This window comes from Nocardioides sp. (assembly GCF_035481145.1).
Taxonomy (GTDB): Bacteria; Actinomycetota; Actinomycetes; order Propionibacteriales; family Nocardioidaceae; genus Nocardioides.
Genome location: NZ_DATIHB010000205.1, coordinates 1 through 16,454 on the forward strand (window position 1 = coordinate 1; position 16,454 = coordinate 16,454).

16 protein-coding genes and 1 pseudogene are annotated in these 16,454 nt (G+C 70.6%); 2 read left to right on the forward strand and 15 right to left on the reverse strand.

All coding sequences use genetic code 11. The features are described from left to right. The 13 genes and pseudogenes from VLF38_RS16205 to VLF38_RS16265 all read right to left on the reverse strand — a co-directional run. Positions 1–134: pseudogene (locus VLF38_RS16205) on the reverse strand (tyrosine--tRNA ligase); the annotation flags it as partial. 55 nt (positions 135–189) lie between these two features. Continuing rightward, a complete protein-coding gene (locus VLF38_RS16210; RefSeq protein WP_325272273.1) occupies positions 190–837 on the reverse strand; it encodes a hypothetical protein in 648 nt (215 codons plus the stop codon). Between the two features lies 1 nt (position 838). After that, the gene (locus tag VLF38_RS16215) at positions 839–1,426 is read right to left on the reverse strand and encodes a DNA-3-methyladenine glycosylase (protein ID WP_325272274.1); all 588 of its coding nucleotides are present in this window, start codon (positions 1,424–1,426) and stop codon (positions 839–841) included. A gap of 4 nt (positions 1,427–1,430) precedes the next feature. Then, positions 1,431–2,855 (reverse strand): argininosuccinate lyase, encoded by a 1,425-nt coding sequence (gene argH, locus VLF38_RS16220; RefSeq protein WP_325272275.1) that lies wholly within the window; start codon positions 2,853–2,855, stop codon positions 1,431–1,433. After that, complete coding sequence (gene argG / locus VLF38_RS16225) at positions 2,855–4,285, reverse strand: argininosuccinate synthase (protein WP_325272276.1); 1,431 nt, start codon at positions 4,283–4,285, stop codon at positions 2,855–2,857. Before argG ends, argH begins: the two co-directional genes overlap by 1 nt. 23 nt (positions 4,286–4,308) lie before the next feature. Continuing rightward, positions 4,309–4,818, reverse strand: coding sequence for an arginine repressor (locus tag VLF38_RS16230; RefSeq protein ID WP_325272277.1), 510 nt, complete (start codon positions 4,816–4,818; stop codon positions 4,309–4,311). A gap of 2 nt (positions 4,819–4,820) precedes the next feature. Continuing rightward, on the reverse strand, positions 4,821–5,756 hold the full coding sequence (gene argF, locus VLF38_RS16235) for an ornithine carbamoyltransferase (RefSeq protein ID WP_325272278.1): 936 nt from the start codon (positions 5,754–5,756) through the stop codon (positions 4,821–4,823). Further along, the gene (locus VLF38_RS16240) at positions 5,753–6,991 is read right to left on the reverse strand and encodes an acetylornithine transaminase (RefSeq protein WP_325272279.1); all 1,239 of its coding nucleotides are present in this window, start codon (positions 6,989–6,991) and stop codon (positions 5,753–5,755) included. Before VLF38_RS16240 ends, argF begins: the two co-directional genes overlap by 4 nt. Next, positions 6,991–7,950, reverse strand: coding sequence for an acetylglutamate kinase (gene argB, locus VLF38_RS16245; RefSeq protein ID WP_325272280.1), 960 nt, complete (start codon positions 7,948–7,950; stop codon positions 6,991–6,993). Before argB ends, VLF38_RS16240 begins: the two co-directional genes overlap by 1 nt. After that, positions 7,947–9,098 (reverse strand): bifunctional glutamate N-acetyltransferase/amino-acid acetyltransferase ArgJ, encoded by a 1,152-nt coding sequence (gene argJ / locus VLF38_RS16250; RefSeq protein ID WP_325272281.1) that lies wholly within the window; start codon positions 9,096–9,098, stop codon positions 7,947–7,949. Before argJ ends, argB begins: the two co-directional genes overlap by 4 nt. Next, positions 9,095–9,613 carry an ACT domain-containing protein gene (locus VLF38_RS16255; RefSeq protein WP_325272282.1) on the reverse strand — a complete coding sequence of 173 codons (519 nt, stop codon included), beginning with the start codon at positions 9,611–9,613 and terminating at the stop codon, positions 9,095–9,097. The genes argJ and VLF38_RS16255 overlap by 4 nt, the downstream gene beginning before the upstream one ends. Further along, a complete protein-coding gene (argC, locus tag VLF38_RS16260) occupies positions 9,610–10,647 on the reverse strand; it encodes an N-acetyl-gamma-glutamyl-phosphate reductase (protein WP_325272283.1) in 1,038 nt (345 codons plus the stop codon). Before argC ends, VLF38_RS16255 begins: the two co-directional genes overlap by 4 nt. Positions 10,648–10,709: 62 nt before the next feature. Continuing rightward, positions 10,710–11,240: a gamma carbonic anhydrase family protein gene (locus tag VLF38_RS16265; RefSeq protein WP_325272284.1), complete on the reverse strand. Its 531-nt coding sequence runs from the start codon at positions 11,238–11,240 to the stop codon at positions 10,710–10,712. A 43-nt stretch (positions 11,241–11,283) separates the two neighbouring features. On the opposite strand from VLF38_RS16265, the gene VLF38_RS16270 reads away from it, so the two are divergent. Then, positions 11,284–11,835 carry a TIGR00730 family Rossman fold protein gene (locus VLF38_RS16270; RefSeq protein WP_325272285.1) on the forward strand — a complete coding sequence of 184 codons (552 nt, stop codon included), beginning with the start codon at positions 11,284–11,286 and terminating at the stop codon, positions 11,833–11,835. An 88-nt stretch (positions 11,836–11,923) separates the two neighbouring features. Here VLF38_RS16270 and pheT read toward each other — a convergent pair whose 3' ends face one another. Then, entirely contained in the window at positions 11,924–14,404 is a 2,481-nt protein-coding gene (pheT, locus tag VLF38_RS16275; protein WP_325272286.1) for a phenylalanine--tRNA ligase subunit beta, read from the reverse strand. Beyond that, positions 14,404–15,510 carry a phenylalanine--tRNA ligase subunit alpha gene (pheS, locus tag VLF38_RS16280; RefSeq protein WP_325272287.1) on the reverse strand — a complete coding sequence of 369 codons (1,107 nt, stop codon included), beginning with the start codon at positions 15,508–15,510 and terminating at the stop codon, positions 14,404–14,406. The genes pheT and pheS overlap by 1 nt, the downstream gene beginning before the upstream one ends. Before the next feature lie 143 nt (positions 15,511–15,653). Between pheS and VLF38_RS16285 the strand changes: the two genes are divergently transcribed. Then, positions 15,654–16,451 (forward strand): DUF817 domain-containing protein, encoded by a 798-nt coding sequence (locus VLF38_RS16285; RefSeq protein ID WP_325272288.1) that lies wholly within the window; start codon positions 15,654–15,656, stop codon positions 16,449–16,451. The last annotated feature ends 3 nt before the right edge of the window (positions 16,452–16,454 follow it).

The following is a 16,454-nucleotide window of genomic DNA, read 5'->3' on the forward strand; positions in this document are numbered from 1 at the left end:
GCGGTCGGGTCGAAGCCGACATAGAACTTGACCGGACCCTCGCTGAGCTCGGCGCGCAGCGCGTCGAGGTCGGTCGCGTGAGCGAGGAGTCCTCGCCACTCGAGGTCGTCCAGCAGGTTCGGGTCGACAGCCACGATCGGCCTTTCGTTGGTTCGGCGGTGCGGGTCGTGCACGGACAAGCCTGCCCCATCAGAACGTGCGGTAGAGAACCCGGGTCATCAGGAGGACCAGGAGGCCGAGCCCGGCAGCACCCGCCACCGCCGCAGCTCCGGCCGCGCGACGCAGGGCAGGAGCGGGCACGCGGCGTACGGCATGGAGGACGAGTGCGATGCCGGCGCACGCATAGACGACCGGGATGACGACCCGTGCTGTCCCCGGGAGGTGCTCACCGTAGAGCGCTACGAGCAGCACCGGACCGCCGGCCAGGGCCACCCCCATGGTGAGGAGCGCGAACGCGCCACGGACGGGCCGCTCACGAGTGCGGGCGCTCCAGCCGCCCAGGAGCCCGAGACCCGCACCGACGAGGATCGTCGCCGCCACCCAGGCCGGGCCCCGCGACTTGGTGAACTGGTCCGTCGCCGAGCCCGGGCCGCTAGCGAGCGCCTGGCAGAGGTAGTAGCTGCCGATGAGCACCGCTCCGGTCAGGGCACCCGCGGCGACGGCCCACGTCGTCCGTCGCGCAGCGACCCAGCCGGCGGCGTACAGGACGACGGCCCAGGCGAACTGCGAGCTCAGCGGCGCGGTGAGCACCTCGACGTCGAGCCGCCACAGCCAGGCCTGGACCACGCCGCCGATGACGAAGGCCACCACCAGCACCAGCGCGAGTGCCCGCGCCACGTCAGCGGGTGCGCTTCGGTGCGGCCGGACGGTAGGTGGAGACGGTGGGATCTCCGGTGATCCAGAAGCGCCAGGGCCAGTCAGCGGCCTCGCGCAGGCCCACCCGGGGGCCGGTGCTGACCAGCGCGGGATCGACCGGAGCGCCGAGCTCCAGGGTGAGCGGGCCCGAGGCAAGATCCGTGCGGTTGTGGATCAGCCGGATGCCCAGTGCTGAGCACAGCCGGGCCGGCCCACGGGCGAGCTCGCGCTCCACGGTCGTGCCACGCCGCGCCTTCGCCACGTCCACGCCCTCCACCACCTCGCCGGCACGGAAGAGGACCGCGCTGCCCTGCCCCTCGGGGCCACAGACGACGTTGGCGCAGTGGTGCATGCCGTAGGTGAAGTAGACGTAGAGCACCCCGGCCGGGCCGAACATCACCGAGCTGCGCGGGGTCTGGCGGAAGGCGTGCGACCCGGGATCGTTGGGACCGTCGTACGCCTCAACCTCGGTGATGCGGACGGCGACGTCGTCGTGGCGCAGGACGGCACCGAGCAGGAGCGGCGCGGCCTCGAGGACCGGCCGCTCCAGCGCTATCCGGAGCGTGCTCACCGCGTCAGACGAGCCAGCCACGGTGTCCGGACACGACCGCCGCACACTCGTCGAGCTGCTCGGCCACGCGGACCGGTGCGGTGCCGCCGCGGCCGTCGCGCGAGGCGACCGAGCCCGCGGCAGTGAGCACGTCACGGACCGCAGGCGTCAGAGCGGGGTTGATCGCGGCGAACTCCTCGTCGGTGAGGTCCGCGAGCTCCTTGTCCTGCTGCTCGCAGACCTGCACGCACTCCCCCGCGACCTCGTGGGCGATGCGGAACGGGGTGCCCTGCTTCACCAGCCACTCGGCGATGTCGGTCGCGAGCGAGAAGCCTTGCGGAGCGAGCTCGGCCATGCGCGCTGTGTTGAAGGTCAGCGTGGCGATCTGACCGGTGAACGCCGGCAGCAGCACCTCGAGGGTGTCGACGGAGTCGAAAACCGGCTCCTTGTCCTCCTGCAGGTCGCGGTTGTAGGCGAGCGGGAGGGCCTTGAGCGTGGCGAGCAGGCCGGACAGGTTGCCGATCAGGCGCCCCGCCTTTCCGCGGGCCAGCTCGGAGATGTCGGGGTTCTTCTTCTGCGGCATGATGCTCGACCCGGTCGACCAAGAGTCGTGGAGCTTGACGAAGTCGAACTCCTTGGTCGACCAGAGGATGACCTCCTCGGCGATGCGGGAGACGTCGACACCGATCTGCGCGCAGACGAAGGCGAACTCCGCGACGAAGTCACGCGAGGCGGTGCCGTCGATCGAGTTGGGCGTCGAGCCGGTGAAGCCGAGCTCGGCCGCCACTGCCTGCGGGTTGAGCCCCAGGCTCGAGCCGGCGAGCGCACCCGAGCCGTACGGCGACTCCGCCGCCACGCGGGCGTCCCAGTCGCGCAGGCGCTGGACGTCGCGGAGCAAGGGCCAGGCGTGCGCGAGCAGGTGGTGGCTGAGCAGCACCGGCTGCGCGTGCTGCAGGTGCGTGCGCCCGGGCATGATCGCCCCGTGGTGCTGCGCGGCTTGACCGTGCAGCGCGTCGACGAGGTCCAGGACCTTGTCGGCGATGACCCGGGCGTGGTCACGCAGGAACGCGCGGAACAGCGTCGCGACCTGGTCGTTGCGCGAGCGGCCGGCGCGCAGGCGACCGCCCACGTCCGGACCGACCTCGAGCAGCAGCAGCCGCTCGAGCGCACCGTGCACGTCCTCGTCGGAGGCGTCCGGGTGCAGCTCGCCGGCGGCATAGCGCTCCCCCAACACCTGCAGGCCGCGCAGCAGCTCGGCGTGATCGGCGTCGGTCAGCAGGCCCGCTGCGTGCAGCACGTTGGCGTGGGCCTTCGACCCGGCGAGGTCGTAGGGCGTGAGCCGCCAGTCGAAGTGCGTCGAGCGCGACAGCGCGTCGAGCTCGGGCGAGGGACCGCCGGCGAAGCGCCCTCCCCACAGCTTCCCGGTGTTGGTGGCGTCCTGCTTGGACATCAGTCGGTGCCGCTCTCGAACGCGACCTCGTCCTGGATCTCCTCGGCGGCCTGGTCGATCTCGGCCGCGACGGCGATCTGGTCGAAGCCACCGGCCGGGAGCTCGCCGAAGAGCGTGCCGTTCTCGACCAGCACGGTGCCCTGGTCGAGCGGCTGGCCGGCGTACAGCTCGAGCTTGGCGCGCGAGTCGGCGATGTCGAGGTTGCGCATGGTGAGCTGGCCGATGCGGTCGGTGGGGCCGAAGGCGGCGTTCTCGACACGCTCCATCGACAGCTTCTCCGGGTGGTAGGAGAAGTTGGCGCCCTCGGTCTTGACGATCGTGTAGTCGTCGCCGCGGCGCAGGCGCAGGGTGACCGTGCCGGTGACGAGCGAGGCGATCCAGCGCTGGATCGACTCGCGCAGCATCAGCGACTGCGGGTCGAGCCAGCGGCCCTCGTAGAGCAGCCGACCGAGCTTGCGGCCCTCGTTGTGGTAGTTGGCGAGGGTGTCCTCGTTGTGCACGGCGTTGAGCAGGCGCTCGTACGCCGCGAAGAGCAGCGCCATGCCCGGGGCCTCGTAGATGCCGCGCGACTTGGCCTCGATGATCCGGTTCTCGATCTGGTCGGACATGCCGAGGCCGTGACGGCCACCGATCTTGTTCGCCTCCAGGACCAGGGCCACCGCGTCGTCGTAGCGCTTGCCGTTGAGGGCGACGGGCCGGCCGGCCTCGAAGGTGACTGCGACGTCCTCGGACTCGATCTGGACCGACGGGTCCCAGAACTTCACGCCCATGATCGGCTCGACGACCTCGAAGGAGACGTCGAGGTGCTCGAGGATCTTCGCCTCGTGCGTGGCGCCCCAGATGTTGGCGTCGGTGGAGTAGGCCTTCTCCGTCGAGTCGCGGTACGGCAGGCCGTGCTCGACCAGCCACTCCGACATCTCGTGGCGGCCACCGAGCTCGGTGACGAAGTCGTTGTCGAGCCACGGCTTGTAGATGCGCAGCTCGGGGTTGGCGAGCAGGCCGTAGCGGTAGAACCGCTCGATGTCGTTGCCCTTGTACGTCGAGCCGTCACCCCAGATGTTGACGTCGTCGGCCTGCATGGCGCGCACGAGCATCGTGCCGGTGACGGCGCGGCCGAGCGGAGTCGTGTTGAAGTACGCCTTCGAACCGGAGCGGATGTGGAAGGCACCGCACGCGAGCGCGGCCAGGCCCTCCTCCACCAGTTGCGGCTTGATGTCGACGGCGCGCGCGATCTCGGCGCCGTACTCCTTGGCACGCAGCGGGACGCCGGCGATGTCCGGCTCGTCGGGCTGGCCGATGTCGGCGGTGTAGGTGCACGGGATCGCGCCCTTGTCACGCATCCAGGCGACGGCCACGGAGGTGTCGAGGCCTCCGGAGAAGGCGATGCCGACCTTCTCACCGACGGGCAGGGAGGTGAGGACCTTGCTCAAGTTCGTTTTCCTGTCTTCTACGTTCAGTCGTGGTGGCCGTCGGCCAGGTCGGTGAAGTGTCGGGCGAGCGCGCTGCCGTCCGCGGCGCGCGCGATCACGAGCACAGTGTCGTCGCCCGCGATGGTCCCGAGCACATCGGGGACCTCCGCGCGGTCGATCGCACTGGCGAGGAACTGCGCCGCACCCGGCGGGGTGCGGAGGACGACGAGGTTCGAGCTCGCCTCCGCGCTCATCAGCAGCTCGGCGCAGAGCCGCGCCAGGCGGTGATTCGCGGCAGCAGTCTCCCCCGCTCCGGCGAGGCGCGTGCCCTCGGATGAGACCGCGTAGACGAGGGCGCCGGAGGCCCCCCGCACCTTCTCCGCACCGAGGTCGTCGAGGTCGCGGCTCAGGGTCGCCTGGGTGACGTGGAGGCCACGCTCGCCGAGCAGCTCGGCCAGTTCGGTCTGCGACTTGACCTCGCGCGATCCCAGCAGGTCGAGGATCAGCGCCTGGCGCGCTGCCTTGGACTGCGGCTTCAGGGCGTGGACGTTCATGCTCAGGCCTGCCGCGCGAGGAAGGTCAGGATCGCCTTCTGGGCGTGGCGACGGTTCTCCGCCTCATCCCAGACGACGCTCTGCGGGCCGTCGAGGACCTCGGCAGCGATCTCCTTGCCGCGGTAGGCCGGCAGGCAGTGCATGACGATCGCGTCGGGCTTGCCGAGGGCGACGAGCTCGCTCGTGAGTGCGTACGGCGAGAAGGCGGCGACGCGGGCAGCCGCCTCGTCCTCCTTGCCCATGCTCACCCAGGTGTCGGTGACCAGGACGTCGGCGTCCCGGGCCGCCTCCGAGGCGTCGGTGGTGACGGCGATCGAGCCACCGGTGTGACCGGCGATGCGTCCGGCGCGCGCCAGCACGTCGGCGTCCGGGGTGTAGCCCTCAGGGGCAGCGAAACGGACGTGCAGGCCGGCGGTGGCTCCCGCCAGCGCCCACGAGTTGCCCATGTTGCAAGCCGCGTCGCCGAGGAAGGCGACGGTCAACCCCTTGAGCGTGCCCTTGTGCTCCTGGATCGTGAGCAGGTCAGCCAGCAGCTGGCACGGGTGGAACTCGTCGGTCAGCGCGTTGACGACCGGCACGCCGGCGTACGCGGCCATCTCATCGATCTTGGTCTGCGGGCCGGTCCGCCACACGATCTGGCTTGCCTGGCGGCCGAGCACGCGCGCCACGTCCGCGATCGACTCACGCACGCCGATCCCGGCCTTGTCTCCGTCGACCGTCATCGGGTAGCCGCCGAGCTCGGCGATGCCCGCCGCGAAGCTCGCCTGCGTGCGCAGGGTCGGCTTGTCGAAGATGAGCGCGACGGTGCGCGGCCCCTCGAGCGGCTTCAGGAAGTACGGCGCCGCCTTGAGGGAGGCCGCGAGCGCCAGCACCTCGGCCTGCTCGGCCGGGGTCAGGTCGTCATCCCGGAGGAAGTGCCTCAGCGTCTGCTCGCTCATGCGGTCACGGTCCCTTCAGCAGCGTCGAGGATGCCGGGCAGCGCGGAGAGGAACGCGTCTACGTCGTCATCGGTCAGCACGAGCGGAGGCGCGAACCGGAGCCGCGACGGGGTCGGGTTGTTGATGATGAAGCCTGCCTCGAGCGCCGCAGCCGTGACGGCGGCCGAGTCGATGCCGTCGGCCAGGTCGACACCGATGAGCAGGCCTGCGCACCGGACCTCGGTGATCTGCGGCTCCCGGGCGAGGCCCTCGGCCAGACGCGCGCCGACGGCGGCGACGTGGGAAAGCAGGTCGTCCTTCTCAATTGTGTCGAGCACCGCGAGCGCGGCAGCCGCAGCCACCGGGTTGCCGCCGAACGTCGTGCCGTGGTTGCCCGGCTCGAGCAGAGTCGCCGCCCGTCCGGTCGCCACGCACGCACCGATCGGGATGCCACCGGCGAGGCCCTTGGCGAGCGTGACGATGTCGGGAGCTGCGCTGAGCGGGTCCGTGAGGTCGTCGTTGTGGTGGGCCAGCCAGGTGCCGGTGCGGCCGATGCCGGTCTGGATCTCGTCGAGCCACAGCAGCGCACCGTGGGCGGTCGTGATGTGGCGGGCCTGGGCCAGGTAGTCGGCCGGCGGGATGATCACGCCCGCCTCTCCCTGGACGGGCTCGATGATCACCGCGGCCGTCGCGTCGGTGACGGCCGCGGCCAGCGCCTCGGCGTCGCCGTACGGCACGAACGTGACCTCGCCCGGCAGCGGCTCGAACGGCGTCCGGTAGGCCTCCTTCGACGTCAGGGCGAGCGCGCCCATCGTCCGGCCGTGGAAGGCGCCCTCGGTGGCCACGATGTGCGTCCGCCCGGTGCGCCGGGTCAGCTTGAAGGCCGCCTCGTTGGCCTCGGCTCCGGAGTTGGTGAAGAAGACCCTGGTCTCGCCTGCAGCCTCGAAGGAGGACGCGACCATCCTGCAGAGCCGCTCGGCGAGCTCGACCTGCGGTTCGCTGGCGAAGAAGTTCGAGATGTGGCCCAGCGTCTGCAGCTGCGCGGTCACCGCGTCCACCAGTGCCGGGTGGGCGTGGCCGAGCGCATTGACGGCGATGCCGCCGAGAAGGTCGACGTACTCCTTGCCGTCGGCGTCCCAGACGCGGGCGCCCTTGCCCCGGGCCAGGACCAGCTTCGGGGTGCCGAAGGTGTTCATCACGGCGCCGGTGTAGCGCTGGGTCCATTCCTGCTGGTTCTGCCGTGCGTGGTCGGCCATCACGCCTCCTTCGCGGACTTGTCGCTGGCGGGCACCTTGGCCTGCCGCAGCTTGGTCTCGACCCCGGGCAGCACCTGCGTGCCGACACCGGCGTCGGTGAAGATCTCCAGCAGGACGGCGTGCGGTGTCCGGCCGTCGACGACGGTCGCGCGCGGGACGCCGTCCTGGACGGCGTTGAGGCAGGCCTGCATCTTCGGGACCATGCCGGAGGCCAGGCTCGGGATCATCTCCGCGAGCGTCTCCGGGCTGATCTCGCCGATGACGTCGTCGCTGTGCGGCCAGTCGCGGTAGAGGCCTTCGACGTCGGTGAGGACGAGGAGCTTCTCGGCGCCGAGCGCCGCGGCCAGTGCGGCTGCTGCAGTGTCGGCGTTGACGTTGTGCACGGTGCCGTTCTCGTCGGGGGCGACACTCGAGATGACCGGGATCCGGCCCGCCTCGACCAGGTCGAGCACCGATTCGGGCCGCACCTTGGCGACCTCGCCCACGAGACCGAGGTCGACCTCCTCACCGTCGACGATCGTGTTGGTGGGCGTGGCGGTGAAGAGCCCGGCGTCCTCGCCGGAGAGACCGACCGCGAGCGGACCGTGCTGGTTGAGAAGGCCGACGAGCTCGCGCTGGACCTGGCCGACGAGCACCATCCGGACGACGTCCATCGCCTCGGGTGTCGTGACCCGCAGGCCACCCCGGAACTCCGACTTGATGTCGAGCCGGTCGAGCATCTTCGAGATCTGCGGACCCCCGCCGTGCACGACGACCGGCTTGAACCCGGCCAGCCGGAGGAACGCGATGTCCTCGGCGAAGGCAGCCTTGAGGGTGTCGTCGGTCATGGCGTTGCCGCCGTACTTCACCACGATGATCTTGCCGTGGTAGCGCTTGAGCCAGGGCAGCGCGCCCGCGAGGACGTGGGCGTTCTGCTCCGCGGTCAGGGACGGGTTGTGGCTGGCGTGCAGGTTGCTCATGAGGAGTACGCGCTGTTCTCGTGGACGTAGGCATGGGTCAGGTCGTTGGTCCACACCGTGGCGGTCGCGTCACCAGCCTTGAGGTCGATGGTGACCGTCACGGAGCGTGGCTCGAGGTCGATGCCGGCTGGGTCCTCGGCGGGCGTGGACTGCTTGCAGACCCAGATGCCGTTGATGGCGACGTCGAGGTCAGCCGGGTCGAAGGCCGCCTGCGTGGTGCCGACGCTCGCCAGCACCCGGCCCCAGTTGGGGTCCTTGCCGAAGACGGCAGCCTTGAAAAGGTTGGACCGCGCGACGGAGCGGCCGACCTCGACCGCGTCGTCCTCGGAAGCGGCGTTGAGGACCTCGATGGAGATCTCGTGGTCGGCGCCCTCGGCGTCGGCGAGAAGCTGCTTCGCCAGCGAGATGCAGACCTCCTGCAGGGCGGCAGTGAACTCCTCCGGAGTCGGCTGTACGCCGGAAGCGCCGCTCGCCAGGACCGTCACCGTGTCGTTGGTCGACATGCAGCCGTCGGAGTCGAGCCGGTCGAAGCTGACCCGCGTCGCCGCCCGCAGGGCTGCGTCGAGCTCGTCGGCGGGCACGATCGCGTCGGTGGTGATGACGACCAGCATCGTGGCGAGCGCCGGGGCGAGCATGCCCGCGCCCTTGGCCATCGCGCCGATGCTCCATCCGTCTCCCTGGACGACGCACTGCTTGTTGACCGAGTCGGTGGTCATGATCGCCTGCGCGGCGAGCTCGCCACCGTCGGCGGAGAGGGCGGCGTGAGCGGCCTCGACACCGTCGAGGAGGTTCTGCCGGGGATTGGCGAGACCGATCAGGCCGGTCGAGCAGACGACGACGTCGATCGCGCCGATGCCCGCCTTCTCGGCCACCTTCTCCGCCACCGCGTGGGTGGTCTGGAAGCCATCGGGACCGGTGTAGCAGTTGGCGCCGCCCGAGTTGAGGACGACCGCCTTCACGACACCGTCCTTGACGACCTCCTGCGACCACAGGACCGGGTTGGCCTTGCAGCGGTTGGCGGTGAAGACGGAGGCGGAGTCGAAGCGGGGGCCCTCATTGAGGACGAGGGCGAGGTCGAGGTTGCCGTTGGACTTCAGGCCGGCGTGAACGCCGGAGGCGACGAAGCCGGCGGGGTGGGTGATGCTCATTTCTTCTTGGGACCCTTCGGGGAGGACTTCTGCGGAGTGATCGGGACGGCGGCGGCAACGGTGTGCCCTCGTCGTCGCCACTCCTCCGCAGCCTTCTCGGAGTCGATCACCCGCACCATCACCCAGTCGGTCTCGTAGGTGGAGAACGTGTACGCCGGCACGCCGATCTCGGCGAGCGGCACCAGCAGGTTGGCCAGGACGCCGACGGCCCCGGGGTCGATCTCGCCGGTGATGCGGAAGGCGATCAGCGGCTTGATGCTGGGCGTCTTCGTCGGGACCGACCGGCCGGCGCAGATCAGGCTGGTCTCGGTGGCGGTCGCCGTGACGGAGAAGATCGAGCTCGACTCAGCCCACTGCGGGACCTCGGCACCGGGCGCGAGCTTCACGATCGCCAGCTTCTCGGGGTACTCCGCCAGCGTGAAGGTCTGCGACTGCCAGGCCGGGATCGCGCTCGCGACGGCGTCCAGGTCGAGCACGTCGTCGACGGTGCCGTCGGTGGGGGTTTCAGTGCTCACGGGGCGAGTCCGATCGTGGTGAGGCCGGTGCCCTCGGGAAGGCCCAGCGCGAGGTTCATGCACTGCACGGCGGCGCCGGCGGTGCCCTTGGCGAGGTTGTCGACGGCACCGACGGCGACGAGCCGCCCAGCGGTCTCGTCGACGGTCACCTGCACGTGCACGGAGTTGGAGCCGAGCACGCTCTTGGTCTGCGGCCACACGCCCTGGGGCAGCACCGTCACGAACGGCTCGTCGGCGTACGCCGCGGCGTACGCGTCGTACGCCTGCTGGGCGGTCACACCCTCCGCGACGGGCGCCGAGCAGGTGGCGAGGATGCCGCGCGGCATCGGGACGAGCAGCGGGGTGAAGCTGACGTTGACGGCGGCGTCGGTCAGGCCGGAGAGGTTCTGGGTGATCTCGGGCGTGTGCCGGTGGACGCCGCCCACGCCGTACGCCGAGACGTTGCCCATGACCTCGGAGCCGAGCAGGTTCGCCTTGAGCGCCTTGCCGGCGCCGGACGTGCCGGAGGCAGCGACCACGACGACGTCCGGGGTGATCAGGCCGTTGGCCACCGCGGGTGCGAGCGTGAGCGTGGACACCGTCGGGTAGCAGCCCGGGACCGCGATCCGCTTCGCACCCGCCAACTCCTCGCGCTGGCCGGGGAGCTCGGGCAGGCCGTAGGGCCACGAGCCGGCATGGGTGCCGCCGTAGAACTTCTCCCACTCCGCGCTGTCGGTCAGCCGGAAGTCGGCACCGCAGTCGATGACGACCACGTCGTCACCCAGTTGCTCCGCGATGGCGGCGGACTGGCCGTGCGGCAGGCCGAGGAAGACCACGTCGTGGCCGGCGAGGGTGTCGGCGTTCGTGGGCTCGAGGACCCGGTCGGCGAGCGGCACCAGATGGGGCTGCAGGACGCCGAGCTTCTCCCCCGCGTTGGAGCCACCCGTCAGCGCGCCGATCTCGACGTCGTCGCGGCCGAGCAGCAGGCGCAACACCTCACCGCCCGCATATCCACTGGCTCCGGCGACGGCGATCCTGACCTTGCTCATATGCATGACTATACATCCCTCTGCATGATCATGTGCACGGGGTTTTTCGGCAGGGGTCGACGGGCAGCTCAGTCCTCGACGGGGGAGAGCCCCTTGGCATGCCGCTCAGCGAGCTCGGCGTAGTAGGCACCGTTGACCTCGACCCAGAACTCCGCCGGCGTGCCGGCGATCGGCTTCTTCACCTCGCACGGGCTGCCGAGCGCGAGGACCCCTTCCGGGATCTCCTTGCCGGCCGACACGACCGACCCGGCCGCGACCAGTGTGCCGGCGCCGATGCGGGCGTTGTCGAGCACCACGCTGCCGTTGCCGACGAGCGACTTCTCCCCCAGGTAGTCACCGTGGAAGACGACGCTGTGCGCGACGGCTGCGTGCTTGCAGATCTCGACCGTGACGTCGGGGCCGCCGTGGACGACCGAGTTGTCCTGGATGTTGGCGCCCTCACGGACCACGATGGAGCAGATGTCGCCGCGCAACACCGCGCCGTACCAGACGCTGGCGCCCTTCTCGACGGTGACGTCGCCGATCAGCACCGCCGTGGGAGCGATGAAGGCCTCGGGATGGACGGAGGGGCGCTTGCCCTCGAACTCGTACAGCGGCATGGCGCCGACGCTAGCGGATCCCGTGACCTTCTAGGTTGGGGGTGTGCTGCAACGACTGGCGATCTTCCTCGGCTCCCGTGACGGCTCCGACCCGGCCCACGCGGCCTTGGCGTACGACGTGGGCAGCGCGCTGGGAGCGGCCGGGATCGAGCTGGTCTACGGCGGCGGTGGGTCCGGCCTCATGGGCCGGCTCTCGCAGGGCGTGCTCGACGCAGGTGGCCACGTCTATGGCGTGATCCCCCGCTTCATGGTCGAGCGGGAGTGGGCCCGTCTCCACCAGGAAGGCGTCGAGATGCACGTCGTGGAGACCATGCACGAGCGCAAGGCCATGATGAGCGTCCGCGCCGACGCCTTCCTCGTGCTGCCGGGCGGCCTCGGCACCCTCGAGGAGCTCTTCGAGGTCTGGACCTGGAAGACCCTCGGGCTCCACGAGAAGCCGATCGGCCTGCTCAACCCCGACGGCTTCTGGGACCCGATGGTCACGATGCTGCGCCAGCTCGCGGAGGCGGAGTTCATGGACGCTCAGACCGTCCGGGACCTGGTCGTCGAGCCGACGCTCGAGGCGGCCCTGGAGGGACTCGCCCGTCAGCTGTAAGGCGCATCGAAACGCGCAACTGGTCTTGACTGGCAGGAATCCGGGCTCCGGATCTGCCACTCAAGACCAGTTGCGGCGTGGGTGCAGGTCAGCGCTGGACGGCGCCCGTCACCTCGGCAGCGCGAGCCACGGCGGCGTCGCGGGCAGCGCCCGACTCCCCCTCGGCAAGCGTGCGGTCCGCTGCCCGGAAGCGCAGCGCGAAGGCGAGCGACTTCTTGCCCTCGCCCACCTGCGCGCCGGTGAAGACGTCGAAGAGGCGGATCGACTCCAGCAGGTCGCCCGCGCCCTCGCGCAGCGCCGCCTCCACCGCGGCGGCCGGGACGGAGGCGTCGACGACGAGTGCGACGTCCTCCTTCGCGACCGGGTACGACGAGAAGCGCGGCGCCTGCGGCGACGTGGCGTGCTCGAGCAGTGCATCGAGGTCGATCTCGGCGGCCGCGGAGCGCGCCGGCAGGCCGAGCGCCTTGCAGACCTTCGGGTGGAGCTCACCGGCGTGGCCGAGGTGGACGCCACCGACGGACAGCGCGGCGCAGCGGCCGGGGTGCCACGGCGCGACTGCGGCTGCCTCGACGTCCAGGACCACACCGAGGGCGCCGGCCAGATCGCGCACGGCCGCGATGGCGTCGGACCACCCGGCAGCGCGACCCGCGCCCCACCAGCCGTCAGCCTCACGCGCCCCGGTCAGGGCGAGCGCGAGATGCTGCGGCTGGGCGGGCACGGCCTTCTCGATGGCCGCCCACTCCTCGTCGGTCGGACGACGGTCGGTGCCGAGGATCGGGGCCTTCTCGTCACCGGTCGGCAGGAAGACAAGCGCGGTCTCGAAGACGGCGGCATCGGTGTTGCCCCGGCCCACGTTGCGCGCCAGCGTGTGGAGCACACCGGGCAGCAAGGTCGACGCGAGCAGCGGCTGCTCGGCGTTGAGCGGGTTCTCCATCCGGAGCGAACGACGACGCTCGTCGTCGGCCGGCAGCCCGAGGGCGTCGTAGTCGGCCTCGGAGGTGAACGGGTAGGAGATGACCTCGTTGAAGCCGGCACCGGCGATGACGCGACCGACGCGGCGGCGCAGGCGCTGGACCTCGGTCAGGCCACGACCGGCGGGAGCGGTCGGCAGGACCGACGGGACGTCCTCGTAGCCGACGATCCGCGCGACCTCCTCGACCAGGTCGAAGGGCTGGCTGATGTCCGGACGCCACGACGGGACGACGGCGGTCAGGTGGTCGCCCGACACGGTGACCTCGGCACCGATCGCCTTCAGGTGCGCAACAGTGGTCTCCGCGGAGATCGCCATGCCGGTGATCCGTGCGGGCAGGTCCACGGGCGCCGTCACGACGCGGCGGGCCGGCGCCGCGCCGACGACCGTCACGCCGTCACCTGCGGTGCCGCCACCCAGCGACACGAGGAGCTCGACGACGCGGTCGGCCGCCGCCTGCGGCAGCTCCGGGTCCACGCCACGCTCGAAACGCTTGGAGGCCTCGGACCCCAGCTTGTGGCGCTTCTGCGAGCGGAAGACAGTGACCGGGTCGAAGTGCGCGGCCTCGACGACGATGTCGGTCGTCGTCTCCGACACCTCGGTGGTCGCGCCGCCCATCACGCCCGCGATGCCGATGGCACCGTTGTCGTCGGCGATGACCAGGTCGGCGGGGTCGAGCTTGCGGACCACGTCGTCGAGGGTCGTGATCTTCTCCCCCGCTGCTGCGCGGCGGACCCGGATCGGGCCGGCGACCTTCGCGGCGTCGTAGCAGTGGTTGGGCTGGCCCAGCTCGAGCATCACGTAGTTGGAGATGTCGACGCCGAGCGAGATCGAGCGCATGCCGCACTGCTCGAGACGGATCTTCATCCACTCCGGCGTCGGACGCGCCGGGTCGAAGCCGGTGACGGTGCGCGTGACGAAGACCGGGCAGCCGCCCTCGTCCTCGACCTGCACGGCGTGGCCGGAGTCGTTTGCGGCCGGCACCTCGCGCAGTGCCGGGTCGGCGTACGGCGCCTCGAAGCCGAGTGCAGCCTCACGGGCGACGCCGCGCAGCGAGAGCGCGTAGGCCCGGTCGGGGTTGATCTCGAACTCGATGACGGCGTCGTCCATGCCGAGCAGCGGAATCGCCTCGTCGCCCGGCTTCGCAGCGTCGGCGGGCAGCACGATGATGCCGTCCGAGCCGTCGTCGCCCAGGCCGAGCTCGGCGCGGGAGCAGATCATGCCGGCCGAGAGGTGGCCGTAGGTCTTGCGCTCGGAGATCGCGAAGCCACCCGCGAGGACTGCGCCCGGCAGGGAGACGACGACCAGGTCGCCCTCGACGAAGTTGTGGGCACCGCAGATGATGCCCTGCGGCTCGCCGGTGCCGTTGGCGTCCGCGACGTCGACGGTGCACCAGTTGATGACCTTGCCGTTCTTCTGCGGCTCCTTCTCGATCGTCAGCACCTTGCCGACGACGAGCGGCCCGGTGATGGCATCGGCCGGCGTGTGCAGCGCCTCGAGCTTGAGCCCGAGCGCGGTGAGGCGCGCGGCGAGCGCGTCGACGGAGAGGTCCTCCGGCAGCTCGACGTACTCCTTGATCCAGGAAACGGGTGCCTTCATCAGATCTCAACTCCGAACGGGGCGGCGAAGCGGACGTCGCCTTCGAACACGTCGCGCAGGTCCTCGACGTTGTGGCGGAACATCAGCGTGCGGTCGATGCCCATGCCGAAGGCGAAGCCGGTGTAGACGTCGGGGTCGACACCGCAGGAGACGAGCACCTTCGGGTTGACGACGCCGCAGCCGCCCCACTCGATCCAGCCCTCGCCCCGACAGGTGCGGCACTCGGCCGGGTCGCCGACCTCACCGTTGCGGCAGACGAAGCAGACGAGGTCGACCTCGGCCGACGGCTCGGTGAAGGGGAAGTACGACGGGCGGAACCGCGTCGAGATGCCTTCGCCGAACATCGCGGCGGCGAAGTGGTCGAGCGAGCCCTTGAGGTGGGCCATCGTGATGCCCTTGTCGATGACGAGGCCCTCGACCTGGTGGAAGACCGGTGAGTGCGTCGCGTCGATCTCGTCGGTGCGGTAGACGCGACCGGGGCACACGACGTAGATCGGAGGCTGGCGGGTCAGCATCGTGCGGGCCTGCACGGGCGAGGTGTGCGTGCGCAGCACGAGCGCGGCGTCGGCCGGCTGCAGCCAGAAGGTGTCTTGCATGGTGCGCGCGGGGTGGTCGGCGCCGAGGTTGAGCGCGTCGAAGTTGAGCCACTCGGCCTCGACCTGCGGACCCTCGGCGACCTCCCACCCCATCGCGACGAAGACGTCGGCGATGCGCTCGGAGAGCGTGGTGATCGGGTGGCGGGTCCCGGGAGCGCGCCGGTCGGTCGGAAGGGTGACGTCGACCGTCTCCTCGACGAGCATCCGCTCCTCGTGCTCGGCCTCGAGGACCACGGTGCGCTCGGCGAGCGCCTTGTTGACCGCGCCGCGGGCCTGGCCCACGCGGGCACCTGCCTCCTTGCGCGCCTGGGGCGGCAGCGCACCGATCTCGCGGTTGGCGAGCGCGAGCGGCGAGCGGTCCCCGGCGTGCTCGAGGCGGACCTGCTTGAGCGCCTCGAGGTCCTGCGCTGTGCCGATCGCGGCGATCGCGGCGTCGCGCATCGCCTCGACCTCTGCGGCCTGCAGGGGGGTGACCTCGACGGGGTCGTACTCGGTGTTCGGGCCCGACATGGACTGCCTTTCGAATCTCAGGTGCGCGGTCGTCACAGGCTCGACCTGTGGGCAGAGCGTCAACCGACGAGGGGCAAGTCTAGGAACCCCTGGCATCCCGGCGCGAACCGGTATCACGTCGGAGCGTGCCCTAGGGTCACGGCGTGACCGTTCGCCGCCTCGTGGGCCAGCTCGTCCGGTTCGCGTGGCTGGAGCTGCAGTCCTGCGTCTTCGCGATCGGGGTCTTCGCCGGCCTCGTTCTCGCGCTCGTCGTACCCCTCCCGATCCCGCGGTACGACGCGCTGCTGCTGTGGTGCCTCCTGCTCACGTTCGGCTTCTGGGCGCTCGGGCTGGAGACCTGGCGCGAGGTGCTGGTGATCTTCGCGTTCCACGCCGTCGGGCTGGCGCTCGAGCTCTTCAAGGTGCACGAGGGATCGTGGGTCTATCCCGGCGATGCGTGGAGCATGGTCGGCGGCGTACCGCTCTTCTCCGGGTTCATGTACGCCGCTGTCGGCTCCTACATCTGCCAGGCCTGGCGGCGGTTCGACCTCCGGGTCTCGCACTATGCGCCACTGCCCACCACCGTGGTGGCGGTCGGTGTCTACGCGAACTTCTTCACCCATCACTGGATCGTGGACCTGCGGGTTCCGCTGGCGGTCGTGGGACTCTTGGTCCTGCGCCGCACCACGGTCCACTTCACTGTCGGTGACGCCCGCTACCGGATGCCGCTGTGGCTGTCGTTCGTGCTGATCGGCGGCTTCCTGTGGCTCGCCGAGAACCTCGCCACGCTGCTCAACGCCTGGCGCTACCCGGGGCAGCTCGAGGTGTGGGAGGTGGTCCACACGTCCAAGCTCGGTGCCTGGTCGCTCCTGGTCACGATGAGCTTCGTGCTGGTGGCGGCGGTCAAGTCGCAGGAGGGCCGGCTCTACCACGTCCCCGGCGAGCCGCACGTGACGCGCTGACGC